At 64.8% G+C, this 13392-nt stretch carries 11 protein-coding genes; 8 read left to right on the forward strand and 3 right to left on the reverse strand.

What is annotated here, in order from left to right:
• Positions 1 to 237 precede the first annotated feature (237 nt).
• The 5 genes from OCX61_RS03915 to OCX61_RS03935 all read left to right on the forward strand — a co-directional run bounded on the left by OCX61_RS03915 (position 238) and on the right by OCX61_RS03935 (position 7247).
• On the forward strand, positions 238 to 2955 hold the full coding sequence (locus OCX61_RS03915) for a winged helix-turn-helix domain-containing protein (protein ID WP_261942693.1): 2718 nt from the start codon (positions 238 to 240) through the stop codon (positions 2953 to 2955).
• A 175-nt stretch (positions 2956 to 3130) separates the two neighbouring features.
• Complete coding sequence (locus tag OCX61_RS03920) at positions 3131 to 4738, forward strand: tetratricopeptide repeat-containing response regulator (RefSeq protein WP_261944264.1); 1608 nt, start codon at positions 3131 to 3133, stop codon at positions 4736 to 4738.
• On the forward strand, positions 4735 to 5427 hold the full coding sequence (locus tag OCX61_RS03925) for a sensor histidine kinase (RefSeq protein WP_261942694.1): 693 nt from the start codon (positions 4735 to 4737) through the stop codon (positions 5425 to 5427). The genes OCX61_RS03920 and OCX61_RS03925 overlap by 4 nt, the downstream gene beginning before the upstream one ends.
• 340 nt (positions 5428 to 5767) lie before the next feature.
• The gene (locus tag OCX61_RS03930) at positions 5768 to 6412 is read left to right on the forward strand and encodes an MBL fold metallo-hydrolase (protein ID WP_261942695.1); all 645 of its coding nucleotides are present in this window, start codon (positions 5768 to 5770) and stop codon (positions 6410 to 6412) included.
• Positions 6413 to 6521: 109 nt separating this feature from the next.
• Positions 6522 to 7247: a YiaD family glycine zipper/OmpA-like lipoprotein gene (locus OCX61_RS03935; RefSeq protein ID WP_085673827.1), complete on the forward strand. Its 726-nt coding sequence runs from the start codon at positions 6522 to 6524 to the stop codon at positions 7245 to 7247.
• 59 nt (positions 7248 to 7306) lie between these two features.
• Here the strand turns inward: OCX61_RS03935 and pta are convergent, their stop codons facing one another.
• A complete protein-coding gene (pta, locus tag OCX61_RS03940) occupies positions 7307 to 9394 on the reverse strand; it encodes a phosphate acetyltransferase (protein ID WP_261942696.1) in 2088 nt (695 codons plus the stop codon).
• 31 nt (positions 9395 to 9425) lie between these two features.
• Positions 9426 to 9728: a DUF3565 domain-containing protein gene (locus tag OCX61_RS03945; protein WP_261942697.1), complete on the reverse strand. Its 303-nt coding sequence runs from the start codon at positions 9726 to 9728 to the stop codon at positions 9426 to 9428.
• On the opposite strand from OCX61_RS03945, the gene OCX61_RS03950 reads away from it, so the two are divergent.
• From OCX61_RS03950 to OCX61_RS03960, 3 genes are all read left to right on the forward strand, one after another.
• Complete coding sequence (locus OCX61_RS03950; RefSeq protein ID WP_054887500.1) at positions 9727 to 10212, forward strand: FKBP-type peptidyl-prolyl cis-trans isomerase; 486 nt, start codon at positions 9727 to 9729, stop codon at positions 10210 to 10212. The genes OCX61_RS03945 and OCX61_RS03950 overlap by 2 nt on opposite strands.
• Positions 10213 to 10358: 146 nt before the next feature.
• The gene (locus OCX61_RS03955) at positions 10359 to 10841 is read left to right on the forward strand and encodes a glutathione peroxidase (protein ID WP_261942698.1); all 483 of its coding nucleotides are present in this window, start codon (positions 10359 to 10361) and stop codon (positions 10839 to 10841) included.
• 188 nt (positions 10842 to 11029) lie between these two features.
• Positions 11030 to 12133 (forward strand): NADH:flavin oxidoreductase, encoded by a 1104-nt coding sequence (locus OCX61_RS03960; protein ID WP_261942699.1) that lies wholly within the window; start codon positions 11030 to 11032, stop codon positions 12131 to 12133.
• Here OCX61_RS03960 and OCX61_RS03965 read toward each other — a convergent pair.
• Complete coding sequence (locus OCX61_RS03965; RefSeq protein WP_261942700.1) at positions 12102 to 13316, reverse strand: glycosyltransferase family 4 protein; 1215 nt, start codon at positions 13314 to 13316, stop codon at positions 12102 to 12104. The two genes, OCX61_RS03960 and OCX61_RS03965, sit on opposite strands and share 32 nt — an antisense overlap.
• Positions 13317 to 13392: the final 76 nt, after the last annotated feature.

Below are 13392 nucleotides of genomic sequence, written 5' to 3' on the forward strand. Positions count from 1 at the left end.
CTCCGTGTGACTCTCCCAGAACGCCCCGGCTTGCCGGGGCGTTTCTGTCTGGCCGGTCGATAAGGCCGATGAATACCTCGCCAAAGCCCCGTTCCAGCCCCTGTCCATCAGCCATGTTGCTTTTTGTCGCAGTCTTTTCCAGGCTAATGGCGCCCATCATCTTCAAATGCGTGGCATTACCCGCTAGTCTCGCAAGCATCCGTACCGCCGTAGTTTTTCCAACAGAACGAGCCGGCCATGACAGATCTGTCCCGTACGCATGGATTCGCCAGCCAGGCGCTGGGCCTGCTGGACGGGCGTTTCTTCCGGCCTCCGCAGCCGGACGGCCACGTGCCGCGTGCACGCTTGTGCCAGCGCTTGCAGGGCGGCCTTGGCGGGCGCCTGTTGCTGGTCAACGCCCCTGCCGGCTTTGGCAAAAGCTCCCTGGCCATTGAGTTCTGCGAGTCGCTGCCCAGCCATTGGCGCAGCCTCTGGCTCGGACTGAGTCAACGGGACGCTGACCCCGGTCGTTTCCTCGAACGCCTGCTCGAAGGCCTGCAGCAGTACTGCCCGGCACTGGGTGGGCAGGCCATGGGCCTGCTGAAGATGCGTCAGCGCCACCAGCCCTTTGCCTTCGAAGAATGGCTCGACAGCTTGCTCGACGAGTTGGCGCTCTACCTCCAGGCCGATACGCCTTTGCTGCTGGTGCTGGACGACTACCATCTGGCCCAGGGGCCGGTACTCGATCGCTGCCTGCAGTTCTTCCTCAACCACTTGCCCGCTGGCCTGGTACTGCTGGTGACCAGCCGCCAGCGCCCGGACTGGCACCTGGCGCGTCTGCGCCTGTCCCGGCAGTTGACCGAACTCAGCGAGCAGGACCTGCGACTTACCCCGGAAGAGTCACTGGCGGTGATTGGTCGCCAACCCACGGGGCTGCGCGGTCAGGCGCTCGACAACCTGATTCAGCGCAGTGACGGCTGGGTGGCCGGGCTGCGTTTCTGGCAGTTGGCAGCCAGCGAAGCCGGTGACGAACATGCCTTGCCCCAGGCCCTGCACGGTGGTGAAGGGTTGATCCGCGACTACCTGCTGGAAGAAGTCATCGAGATGCTGCCTGCGGATGTGCAGGCGTTTCTGTTTGACACGTCCTGCCAGGAGCGCTTCTGCGCGGCGCTGTGCGATGCACTGCGTGACCGTCATGACAGCGAAGCGATCCTGCGTTATCTGCAGGCGCATCAGGTTTTCCTGGTGCCACTGGACGAACATGGCCACTGGTATCGCTACCATCACCTGTTCTCCGACCTGCTGCGCAGCCGCCAGTCCAGCGAACCGCTGGCGCGCCTGCACTTGCGTGCCTGCCGCTGGTTCCAAGCCCAGGGCTTGCTCGACGAGGCGGTGGAGCAGGCGTTGCGCGCCGGCCACCTCGATGTCGCTGCCGACCTGGTGCAGAGCCTGTCCGAGGAGCAACTGCTGGCCGAGCAGAACGTCGGCATGCTGCTGCGCTGGAAGATGGACTTGCCCGACAGCCTGCTGATCAGCACGCCGCGCTTGATCGTGCTGTACAGCTGGGCGCTTGGCCTGGCGTGCCAACTGGATGCCGCTGAGGAACTGGCCAGTTACCTCAGCCGCTTCCTGCCGGCACCTTCAGCCACTGCACAGAAGTCGATGCTGGCGCAGTGGCTGGCGCTGAGCGGGGTCATTGCCCGTGGCCGGGGTGACCGCGAGCGCACGCTGGCCTATTGCGGCGAAGCGTTGCAGAGCCTGCCGAGCAAACGCTACGGGCAACGCCTGGTGTGCCTGTCGACGCTGTCCAACCTGGCCATTGCCGATGGCGACTTCTGGCGTGCGCGCGGCTGGAACCGCGAAGCGCTGGAACTGGCGCAGCGTGTCGGCAACCCGTTGTTCGAGGCGCTGGCGCATTACGATCGTGCGCGGGTGCTGCATGCCCGCGGCGAGGTATTGCGGGCGCTGGATGAAGTGCGCCAAGGTTTGCAGCGCCTGCAGGGGCTGTCGGCACAGCGGCTGTACGCGGTGCGGGCGCGGCTGACCCTGTACGAGGGTTACCTGCTGGTGGCGCGCCTGCAACCCGCGCAAGGGCGGGCGCGCCTGCGTGCGGGGCTGGGCGAGGCGCGCGCCTGCCGTGACATCAGCGTGCTGATCGGCCATTGCGTGATTGCCTCGCTCGATGGCCGTGAGGGCCAGTATGCCGAGGCGTTCGCCGAGCTGGCCGAGGCGGAGCGGTTGATGCACATCTGGGATGTGCCACCGATCTTCTACCTGGCGATGATTACCCTGGTGAAGTGCGAGCTGTGGCTCGCCCAGGGCCGTATCGACCTGGCGGAATCCTGGTTGCTGCGCCTGGGGCAGACCTACGGCGGCGAGCACCCGGCGGCGGCACCAGAGTTCCACCCCTTGCTGCCGCTGCATATCGAATTGCAGCAGGCACTGCTCGAGCGTGTGCAGCAGCGCAGCGAAGATGCCGTGGCACGCCTGTGCGCCCTGGCCGAACGCGGGCAGGCCAGTGGCGGCATGATGCTCACCCTGCACGCATTGTCGCAGTGGGTCGACCTGCTGTTGAGCGAGGGGCGTGAGGCACAGGCAGTGCAGCTGCTGCCCAAGGCGTTGAACGCAGCCCGGGGTGGGGTTGTGCAACCTTTCCAGCGGCTGATCGAATTGCACCCTGCATGGCTGCGTGAGCAGTTGCTTGCGCAACCCGCCTGCCACGCCCAGGCAGAACTTCTGGCTCGCCTGCCCGAGCCGGCGGCCCCTACAGGCAGCGCCGCTGAAGCATTGAGCGGTCGGGAGCTGGCGGTACTCGAGTTGATCGCCCAAGGCTGTTCCAACCAGCAGATCAGCGAGCGGCTGTTCATCTCCCTGCACACCGTCAAGACCCATGCCAGCCATATCAACAGCAAGCTTGGGGTGGAGCGTCGTACCCAGGCAGTGGCCCGGGCCAAGTCGTTGGGCTTGCTGGCCTGAAGCTAGCCGCAAGGGGCATGGCGTCATAAAATAATGGCTCTGAGCCATCATGCCTTTTCGGGGCGAGTCCGCTGCATTTTCCACCCTCATCTTTCCAGACCGGTTGCCGATAAAGGTTTCGGCGGTATGCATGGCCTCACGCCATCCACTCAACTACTCAATACAGGTCGTGTTGATGCTGCAGTACGGGCAAAAAAGCTTTCTGATCGTCGACGACTTCACCGACTTTCGCACGTCGACCCGTTCCATGCTGCGCGAACTGGGCGTGCGCGATGTGGACACTGCGGACAGCGGCGAGCAGGCCCTGCGCATGTGCGGGCAGAAGCGCTACGACTATATCCTCCAGGACTTCCACCTCGGCGATGGCAAGAAGAACGGCCAGCAGGTCCTTGAGGACTTGATCCTCGACAAACTGATCAGCCATGAATGCGTATTCATCATGGTCACTGCCGAGAGCAGCCAGGCCATCGTGCTCAGTGCTCTCGAGCACGAGCCGGATGCCTACCTGACCAAGCCGTTCAACCGCGTGGGCCTGGCCCAGCGCCTGGACAAGCTGACCCAGCGCAAAACCTTGCTCAAGCCGATTCTGCAGGCCCTCGACCGTGGTCGCCCGGCTGAAGTGCTGGCGGCGTGTGCCGAGCTGTGCAAGAAGGATCCGCGTTTTGCGCCGTTGTGCCTGCGTTATCGCGCCGACGCGCTGCGCGACCTCAACCGCTTCGATGAGCTGGAGAAGTTTCTCAAGAGCATCCTCGCCAGCCGCCCGCAGCCCTGGGTGTATTCGGCGCTGGGCAGCTTGATGCACAAGCGAGGGCAGAACGCCCAGGCCCAGGGCGTCTATGAGCAGGCGCTCAAGGCATTCCCGATCATGCCCGGGCTGTACGATGGCATGGCCGAAGTGCTGGTCGCTCAAGGCGAAACCCGGCGTGCCCAGAGCATGCTTGAGGAAGCGGTGCGTTTGTCACCCCTGGCGGTGCGCCGGCAGGCTGCACTGGGCAAGTTGGCGCTGAGCAACGAAGATTTCGAAAGCGCCTCCAAGGCCTTCCGCCATGCGGTGAATCAGGGCCAGAGCTCGCGCTACAAGGATGCCGAAAGCAACCTTGGTCTGGTCCAGGCGCTGATGAGCAAGAACGCCGGCTTCGGCCTGGATGCCCGTGCCCGGGTCGAAATCAACACCGTGCTCAGTGAAGTGGCCAAGGACAACATCGAAGACCAGGGCCTGCAAGTGCGTGCCCGGCTGATGAAGGCCGCCAGCCTGCAGCAGGCGGGCGACCCCGAGACCGCCGCCAAGCTTACCGAGCAGGCCATGCAGCGGCTGGAGAAGATGGACCAGTTCTTCTCGGTCGAAGCCGCCCTGACCGTGGCCAAACAGTTGCAGTCGCTCGGCCAGGAAGCGGCCGGCGGCACCATTCTCAAGGGGTGCGTGGAAACCTATGGCGACGACCCCAAGGTCATGCAGAGCGTGGCCAAACTGACTGATGACCCGGCCGTGTTGGGCGCCGTCACCGAAGCGGTCGACCTCAACCGCCAAGGCGTGCGCAGCTACCAGGCAGGGCAGCTCAACGAAGCCTTGCAGATGTTCCGCAAGGCCCTGTCGCTGCAACCGAAGAACATCAGTATCGCGCTCAACACGGCGCAGGCCTTGCTGCGCATCGGTGGTGAGGTGACCCCGCCAGCGATCCAGCAGGAATGCCGCGACTGCCTGACCCGCGTGGCCGGCATCCCGACCAGCGACAGCCGCTACGACCGCTACCGCAAACTGCACATCAAGGTCTTCGGCGCATGAGCCAGGATAATCAGGGGCTGGATTTTTCCACGGTGATCGCCTCCACCGTGCATGACCTGAAGAACTCACTGTCTGCGCTGATCCAATCCCATGACCAGTGGCTGGCACGGCTACCCGAAGAATGGCGCAGCGGTACCGAGCAGGGCGTGATCGAGCATGAGTTCCGCCACCTCAACGGCATGCTGGTGCAGTTGCTGGGGCTGTACAAGCTGGGGGTGAACCAGCTGCCGATATGCCCGGACTACCACGAGCTGGATGACTTCATCGAGGCCCAGCTGGCGGCCCACCAGGAAGTGCTGCAGCACAATGACATCCTGGCGACCTGGCGTGTCGACACCGACAACCCGCTGGGTTTCTTCGACCGCGAGCTGGTGGCCTCGGTGATCGCCAACGTGATCACCAACGCCACCCGCTATGCCGGCCATGCGCTGTTGGTCAGCATTGGCGAGGAGCACGAGCATCTGGTCATCAGCGTCAACGACGACGGCCCGGGCTATCCAGCGCGGATGCTCGAGCGTCAGCAGGATTACGTGCAGGGCATCGACTCGCAGAGCGGCAGTACCGGGCTCGGGCTGTATTTCGCGGCGCGGATTGCGGCGTTGCATGAGCGCAACGGCGTGCGCGGGCGGATCGAGATTGCCAATGGCGGGGCACTTGGGGGCGGGTTGTTCAGGTTGTATTTGCCGTAGCGTCAGGGCTGCCATGTGTTCGCCACAACATCTTCAGCGCCTGTGAGATCGAGCGCCGCCCGCGCGGCGCATCGCGAGCTGCGCTCGCTCCTACGTTTGTTTCGGGCCAGTAATGCCTGTGACAGGCGCGCGCGACCGCCTTGTTCGTACGACGCGATACCGAGTCAGGCGCCAAGGCGTTCGCGTGCAATCCCCCAGGAATATTTGGCCCGAAACAAACGTAGGAGCGAGCGCAGCTCGCGATGCGCCGCGCGGGCGGCGCTCGATATCTCAGGCGCTGCATCTCCCAAGACAGACACCCCAGACCACGCTAACATCCGGGCAGTAGTCAGGAGCCCCCATGAACACTGCCCCAACCACCCTCATCCGCGAAACCTTCCCCGTAGGCCCCCTGCAGTGCAACTGCACGCTGATCGGCGACCCGGTCAGCAAGAAGGCCATCGTCGTCGACCCGGGTGGTGACCCGGACAAGATCCTCGCCCGGCTGCAGGCCCATGGCCTGACCCTGGTGAGCATCATCCACACCCACGCGCACTTCGACCATTTCCTTGCTTCGGGCAAGCTCAAGGAACTCACCGGCGCCACCTTGCACCTGCACAAGCAGGACCAGCCGCTGTGGGACAACCTGGAGATGCAATGCCAGATGTTCGGCGTGCCCTACACCCCGGTGCCGTCGCCAGACCGTTGGCTCGGCGATGACGAGGAGCTCGCCTGTGGTTGTGGCGTGGCCCTGCACACGCCAGGGCACACGCCAGGCTCGATGAGTTTCTGGTTCGCCGACGCCAAGCTGCTGATCGCCGGCGATACCCTGTTCCGCCGTGGTATCGGCCGCACCGACCTGTGGGGCGGTGACCAGCGCGCCATCGTGCGCTCGATCAAGGAGCGGCTGTATCGCCTGGACGAAGATGCCGTCGTGGTCACTGGCCACGGGCCGGATACACGCCTGGGCGACGAGATGCGCGAGAACCCGTTCGTGCGGGCCTGAGCCTGCATGAAAAGCCTTTCATGGAATTTTTCCGTATCCTGGCAATCCAAGGCTGGCATAGATCCCTCCGTGATCTGCCGCACACACGAATTTTTGTAGGAGCTTGTCCATGTTCACCATGCGTCGTCTGATTATCGTCGCAACCGCTGCAGCCCTGATGACCGGCTGTGCCGGGCAGAATCCTTACGACAGCCAAGGCCAGGCGCAGGGCGAGTCCTCGGGGATGAGCAAGACCGCCAAGTACGGTGGCCTGGGCGCCCTGGCCGGCGCAATCGCCGGTGCTGCCATCGACCACAACAACCGTGGCAAGGGCGCGTTGATCGGTGCCGCCGCCGTCGGTGCCGCCGCCGCCGGCTACGGCTACTACGCCGACAAGCAGGAGGCCGAGCTGCGCGCGAAAATGGCCAACACCGGCGTTGAAGTTCAGCGCCAGGGCGACCAGATCAAACTGATCATGCCGGGCAACATCACCTTCGCCACCGACTCGGCCAACATTTCGCCGAGCTTCTACAACCCGCTGAACAACCTGGCCAACTCGTTCAAGTCGTTCAACCAGAACACCATCGAAGTGGTCGGCTTCACCGACAGCACCGGCAGCCGCCAGCACAACATGGACCTGTCGCAGCGCCGCGCTCAGGCCGTGAGCACCTACCTGACCTCGCAGGGCGTGGATGCTTCGCGTGTGACCGTACGTGGCATGGGCCCGGACCAGCCGATCGCCAGCAATGCCGACGCCAATGGCCGCGCGCAGAACCGCCGTGTAGAGGTCAACCTGAAGCCGATTCCAGGTCAGCAGTATGACCAGCAACAAGGCCAGGTTCAGCAGTACCCGTAAGCCGTTCAGTACGGCGCAATGAAAAAGGGCAGGCCGGTCACGGTCTGCCCTTTTTCATTTCAGCGGATGCTGCTGGCCTGAATCGCAGTCAGGGCGATGGTATGCACGATATCGTCCACCTGCGCCCCGCGTGGCAAGTCGTTCACTGGCTTGCGCAACCCCTGCAGCATTGGCCCCAGGCTGACCCCGTCGGTGCTCCGCTGCACCGCCTTGTGGGTGGTGTTGCCGGTGTTCAGGTCCGGGAACACGAACACCGTCGCCCGCCCGGCCACCTGGCTCTCTGGGGCCAACTGGCGAGCGACTTGCGGGTTGGCAGCCGCGTCATACTGCAGCGGCCCGTCGATCAGCAGCCCTTGCTCCGCAGCCTGCGCCAGGCGCGTGGCTTCGCGCACTTTCTCGACTTCCTCGTCACTTGCCGAATCGCTCGAATAGCTGATCATCGCCACCCGTGGCGCGATGCCGAAGGCCTGCGCCGATTCGGCGCTCTGCCGGGCGATTTCGGCCAGCTCACTGGCGCTGGGGTGCGGGTTCATCACGCAGTCGCCGTAGACCAGCACCTGCTCGGGGAACAGCATGAAGAACACCGACGATACCAGGCTGGCGCCGGGCGCGGTCTTGATCAGTTGCAGGGCCGGGCGAATGGTGTTGGCAGTGGAGTGCACCAGGCCCGAGACCAGGCCATCGACCTCGTCCAGGGCCAGCATCATGGTGCCGATCACCACCGGGTCTTCCAGTTGTTGCTCGGCCATGGGCGCATTGAGGTTCTTGCTCTTGCGCAGGTTGACCATCGGTTCGACATAGCGCCCGCGAATCAGCTCGGGGTCGAGTATCTCCAGGTCTGGCGGCAGGGTAATGCCTTGCGCGCGGGCTACCGCTTCGACTTCCTCGGGCTTGGCCAGCAGCACGCATCGGGCGATGCCGCGCGCCTGGCAGATTGCCGCAGCCTGTACCAGCAGCGGCTCGGCGCCTTCCGGCAGGACGATGCGCTTGTTGGCCTGTTGTGCCCGCTGGATCAGCTGGTAGCGGAATACCGCTGGCGACAGGCGCATTTCCCGTGGTGTGCCGCAGCGCTGGTGCAGCCAGGCGGCGTCCAGGTGGCTGGCGACGAAGTCGGTGATGAATTCGGCCCGGTCACGGTCATCCACCGGGATTTCGCGGTTCAGCGAGTTGAGCAGGTTGGCGGTGTCGTACGAGCCGGTGCTCACCGACAGGATCGGCAGGCCGGCCTGCAGGGCGCCACGGCACAGGTCGAGGATACGTGCATCGGGTTTGCTGTCACTGGTCAGCAGCAGGCCGGCCAGGGGCACGCCGTTGATGGCGGCCAGGCTCACGGCGAGGATGATGTCGTCGCGATCGCCCGGGGTCACCACCAGGGTGCCCGGGGTCAGCAGGGGCACGGTATTGGCCACGGTGCGGGCGCAGATGATGATCTTGTTCATCCGGCGTTGCTCGTAGTCGCCGGCGTTTAGCACCTGGGCACCCAACAGTTCGGCCACGTCGCGGGTGCGCGGGGCGTTCAGCTCGGGCTGGTAGGGAATGCAGCCGAGCAGGCGGAAGTCGTTGCCGCGCAGCAGCGGCGAATGTTCGCGCAGGCGGGTGGCAAAGTCGGCCATGCTCTCGTCGGTGCGCACCTTGTTGAGGATCAGCCCGAGCACTTTCGGATCGCGTGGGCCGCCGAACAGCTGGGCCTGCAGCTCGACCCGCCCGGACAGCTCGCTGAGCACTTCGTTTTCCGGGGCGGAAACCAGGATCACTTCGGCATCCAGGCTCTTGGCCAGGTGCAGGTTGACCCGCGCCGCATAGCTGGCATGGCGGGTCGGCACCATGCCCTCGACCACCACCACGTCATTGCCGACGCAGGCTTGCTGGTACAGGCGGATGATCTGTTCGAGCAACTCGTCCAGCTGGCCATCGCCGAGCATGCGCTCGACATGGGCCAGGCTCAGTGGCACCGGTGGCTTGATGCCGTGGGTGCGTGCAACCAGTTCGGTGGAGCGCTCCGGGCCCGTGTCGCCGGGGTGAGGCTGGGCGATCGGCTTGAAGAAGCCGACCTTGAGCCCTGCGCGCTCCAGGGTGCGGACCAGGCCCAGGCTGATCGAAGTCAGGCCGACACCAAAGTCGGTCGGCGCAATGAAAAATGTCTGCATGCGTGCTTCTCGGAATAAGCGGTGCAAGGAATCAACGGCCAAGGGTAGCGCTATCAGCCCCTTGTGCGCACCAGCCGCAAGCGAATGCCTGGCCGATGCACCCGGCGCGCTGCCCGGCGTCGAGTACCCACGGGCGAGCCTGCCACGGTGGCTGGTGGCGCAGGTGCTGGGTGTGGCCGCAGGACAACTCGACCACCCAGTGGCCTTCTTCGTCCTGGTGGAAGCCGGTGATCCGACTGATGGGTCGCCCCTCGTCCGCGCTGCGGTCGCAATCGGGCGATGCCTTGGTTACACTTGTCCGCTCTACATACTTTTGCAAAAGGTCTTGCCCCATGCTGATCGCCGCCAACAAGGCTGTCTCCATCGACTATACCCTGACCAACGACGCCGGGGAGACCATCGACAGCTCCGCCGGTGGCGCGCCGCTGGTTTACCTGCACGGTGCCGCCAACATCATCCCAGGCCTGGAAAAAGCCCTGGAAGGCAAGCAGGCTGGTGACGAACTGGACGTTGCCATCGAGCCGGAAGATGCTTACGGCGAATACCTGGCCGAGCTGGTCAGCACCCTGAACCGCAGCCTGTTCGAAGGCGTTGACCAACTGGAAGTCGGCATGCAGTTCCACGCCTCCGCGCCGGACGGCCAGATGCAGATCGTCACCATCCGCGATATCGATGGCGACGACATCACCGTCGACGGCAACCACCCACTGGCTGGCCAGCGCCTGAACTTCAAGGTCAAGGTTGTCGACGTGCGTGACGCCAGCGAAGAAGAAATCGCTCACCGTCACATCCACGGTGAAGGTGGCCATCACCACTGATTTTCTGCGCTAAGCTCAGAAAGTCGCCAGGCGCTCGGACAAGCCGGCATGCCTCCCCAGCGGGAGGTGCGCGGCTTGGAAGAGCGCCTTTTTAGTGGGCGCAATTTGCCCCCAGCGGCAACCGGGAACCTGAGAGGGGATTCATCATGAGTGCATTTCACGACCTGACGTTGAAAGCGCTGAACGGCGAGGACCTGCCCCTGGCACCGTTCAAGGGCCAGGTGGTGCTGGTGGTCAATGTCGCCTCCAAGTGTGGCCTGACGCCGCAATACGCCTCATTGGAAAAGCTCCAGCAGCAGTTCAAGGGCAAGGGCTTCAATGTGCTGGGCCTGCCCTGCAACCAGTTCGCCGGCCAGGAGCCTGGCAGCGAAAAGGAAATCCAGGATTTTTGCAGCCGCAACTACGGCGTGAGCTTCCCGCTGAGTGCCAAGCTCGAAGTCAATGGCCATGACCGTCACCAGCTGTACCGTCTGCTGGCGGGCGAGGGGGCGGAGTTCCCCGGTGACATCACCTGGAACTTCGAGAAGTTCCTGGTGGGCAAGGACGGCCGGGTGCTGGCGCGCTTCGCCCCGCGTACCGCGCCGGATGACCCGACCGTGGTACAGGCAATCGAGAGAGCGCTGACCTGACTGCGTACCCTGTGGGAGCGGGTTTACCCGCGAATGCTGCAGTGGCCATACCGACGCATTCGCGGGTAAACCCGCTCCCACAGTCTTCCACCTCGATACCTGCGAATCACTCAAATCAATAATGCTGGGCCCAGGCCCGCGCTGCCCCTAACCTCAGGCGCATTTCCTCCTTCAGACGGAAGCGCCCCATGTCCAGCAACCCCCTGTTCCAGCCCTTCACCCTCGGCGCGCTCGAGCTGCCGACCCGCGTCGTCATGGCGCCCATGACCCGTACCTTCTGCCCCGGTGGCGTGCCGCACGCTGGCGTGGTCGAGTACTACCGCCGCCGTGCCGCAGCAGGCGTGGGGCTGATCATCACCGAGGGCACCACGGTCGGGCACAAGGCCGCCAACGGCTACCCCAATGTGCCGCGTTTCCATGGTGAAGATGCCTTGGCCGGCTGGAAGCAGGTGGTCGATGCAGTGCATGCCGAAGGTGGTCGTATCGTGCCACAGCTGTGGCATGTGGGCACCGTGCGCCGCCTGGGCACCGAACCGGACGCGAGCGTGCCGGGCTACGGGCCGAGCGAGAAGGTCAAGGACGGCCAGGTGCTGGTGCATGGCATGACCCATGACGATATCCGCGACGTGATCGCCGCCTTCGCCCAGGCGGCCCGCGACGCCAAGGCCATCGGCATGGACGGCGTGGAGATCCATGGCGCCCACGGCTACCTGATCGACCAGTTCTTCTGGGACGCCAGCAACCGCCGCAGCGACGAGTATGGCGGTGACCTGGCCGGCCGCTCGCGCTTCGCCATCGAGCTGATCCAGGCCGTGCGCGCAGCCGTGGGGCCGGACTTCCCGATCATCTTCCGCTTCTCGCAGTGGAAGCAGCAGGACTACAGCGCGCGCCTGGTCGAAACGCCAGAAGCATTGGCCGCGTTCCTTGAGCCGCTGTCGGCAGCGGGTGTGGATATCTTCCACTGCTCGACCCGGCGCTTCTGGGAGCCAGAGTTCGAAGGTTCCGAGCTCAACCTGGCCGGCTGGACCCGCACGCTCACCGGCAAGCCGACCATCACCGTCGGCAGCGTGGGGCTCGATGGCGAGTTCCTGCAGTTCATGGTCGCCACCGACAAAGTGGCCAAGCCCGCCAGCCTTGAAGGCTTGCTGCGCCGTCTGGGCGATGAAGAGTTCGACCTGGTGGCGGTGGGCCGCGCACTGCTGGTCGATGCCGAATGGGCGCAGAAGGTGCGTGAGGGGCGTGAAGCGGATGTGCTGCCGTTCAGCCGCGAGGCGTTGACGACCCTGGCTTGACCGCCAGCGCGGCGCCAGCCGGCCGGGTGCTGGCTGGCGCCGTGTGGCAGGCGTTGAACAGGTGCGATTCGAACTGCTCGACGATCGCCGGCCAGCCTTGGCGGCTGGCATGCTGGCGGGCGTTGAGGCGGACCCGGCGCAGGGTCTCACTTTCTTCCAGCAGCCAGCAGGCGGCGTCGATGAACGCGCACTGGTCGCCAGGCATGGCCAGCGCGCCGCTGTGGCCATGGCGGATATGCTGGGCCGCGGCGGCTTCATCGTAGGCGACCACGGCCAGGCCCGAGGCCATGGCTTCGAGCACCACGTTGCCGAAGGTTTCAGTCAGGCTCGGGAACAGGAACAGATCGCCGCTGGCATAGTGCTCGGCCAGTACTTCGCCGCGCTGGGCGCCGCAGAACACTGCATCTGGCATCTGCTGCGCGAGCGCTGCCCGCTGCGGGCCATCACCCACCACCACCAGTCGGATGTGCCGCCCTGGATAGGCTTTCTGCAAGGCTTGCAGGCAGGGCTGCAACAGCGCCAGGTTCTTTTCCGCGGCCAGGCGCCCGACGTGCAGCACGGCGATGTCATCGGCGCCAAGCCCCCAGCTTTCGCGTAAGGCTCGGCTGCGCCGGGCCGGGTTGAACAGGCTGGCATCGACGCCTCGGGCCATCAAGGCCAGGCGCTCGAAACCGCGGCGTTCCAGCTCCAGGCGCTGGCTGACGCTGGGCACCAGGGTGGCGGCGGTGCGCCGATGGAACCAGCGCAGGTAATGGGTCAGCAGGCGTGCCAGCAGGCCGAGGCCGTATTGCCCGGAGTATTGCGGGAAATTGGTGTGAAAGCCGCTGACCACGGCAACCCCCAGGCGCCGCGCGGCGCGCAGGGCACTGAGGCCCAATGGCCCTTCGGTGGCGATGTACAGCACGTCCGGGCGCTGCCTGCGCCAGCGGCGCAACAGCTTGTGCATCGATACCTCGCCCCACTGCAGGCCGGGATAGCCGGGCAGTGCCCAGCCACGGCAGAGCAACAGGCCTTGGTCTTCGTCCGCCGGTGCCTCGTTGGCCTGTCGTGGGCGAACGATCTCCACCTGATGGCCACGCTGTCGCAAACCTTCGCTGAGGCGGCCAATGGTGTTGGCCACACCGTTTATCTCGGGTGGGAAGGTTTCGCTGACAAGCGAGATACGTAGGGCAGGTGTATTCATGAGAAAAAAGTTTCCACCTGCTGCGTTGCGCTCACATGACAGTCTGGTGACGCGCAGGTGACGCCTGATTTCTGGC

Source organism: Pseudomonas sp. LRP2-20, from assembly GCF_024349685.1.
In the GTDB taxonomy this organism is placed as follows: Bacteria; Pseudomonadota; Gammaproteobacteria; order Pseudomonadales; family Pseudomonadaceae; genus Aquipseudomonas.

Bases quoted from the DNA above. Each gene is read 5' to 3' on its own strand.
- OCX61_RS03945 (WP_261942697.1), bottom strand. From the start codon at position 9,728: ATGGGGCAAGACCTTTTGCAAAAGTATGTAGAGCGGACAAGTGTAACC.
- OCX61_RS03920 (WP_261944264.1), top strand. From the start codon at position 3,131: ATGCTGCAGTACGGGCAAAAAAGCTTTCTGATCGTCGACGACTTCACC.
- OCX61_RS03930 (WP_261942695.1), top strand. From the start codon at position 5,768: ATGAACACTGCCCCAACCACCCTCATCCGCGAAACCTTCCCCGTAGGC.
- OCX61_RS03935 (WP_085673827.1), top strand. From the start codon at position 6,522: ATGTTCACCATGCGTCGTCTGATTATCGTCGCAACCGCTGCAGCCCTG.
- OCX61_RS03955 (WP_261942698.1), top strand. From the start codon at position 10,359: ATGAGTGCATTTCACGACCTGACGTTGAAAGCGCTGAACGGCGAGGAC.
- pta (WP_261942696.1), bottom strand. From the start codon at position 9,394: ATGCAGACATTTTTCATTGCGCCGACCGACTTTGGTGTCGGCCTGACT.
- OCX61_RS03965 (WP_261942700.1), bottom strand. From the start codon at position 13,316: ATGAATACACCTGCCCTACGTATCTCGCTTGTCAGCGAAACCTTCCCA.
- OCX61_RS03925 (WP_261942694.1), top strand. From the start codon at position 4,735: ATGAGCCAGGATAATCAGGGGCTGGATTTTTCCACGGTGATCGCCTCC.
- OCX61_RS03950 (WP_054887500.1), top strand. From the start codon at position 9,727: ATGCTGATCGCCGCCAACAAGGCTGTCTCCATCGACTATACCCTGACC.
- OCX61_RS03915 (WP_261942693.1), top strand. From the start codon at position 238: ATGACAGATCTGTCCCGTACGCATGGATTCGCCAGCCAGGCGCTGGGC.
- OCX61_RS03960 (WP_261942699.1), top strand. From the start codon at position 11,030: ATGTCCAGCAACCCCCTGTTCCAGCCCTTCACCCTCGGCGCGCTCGAG.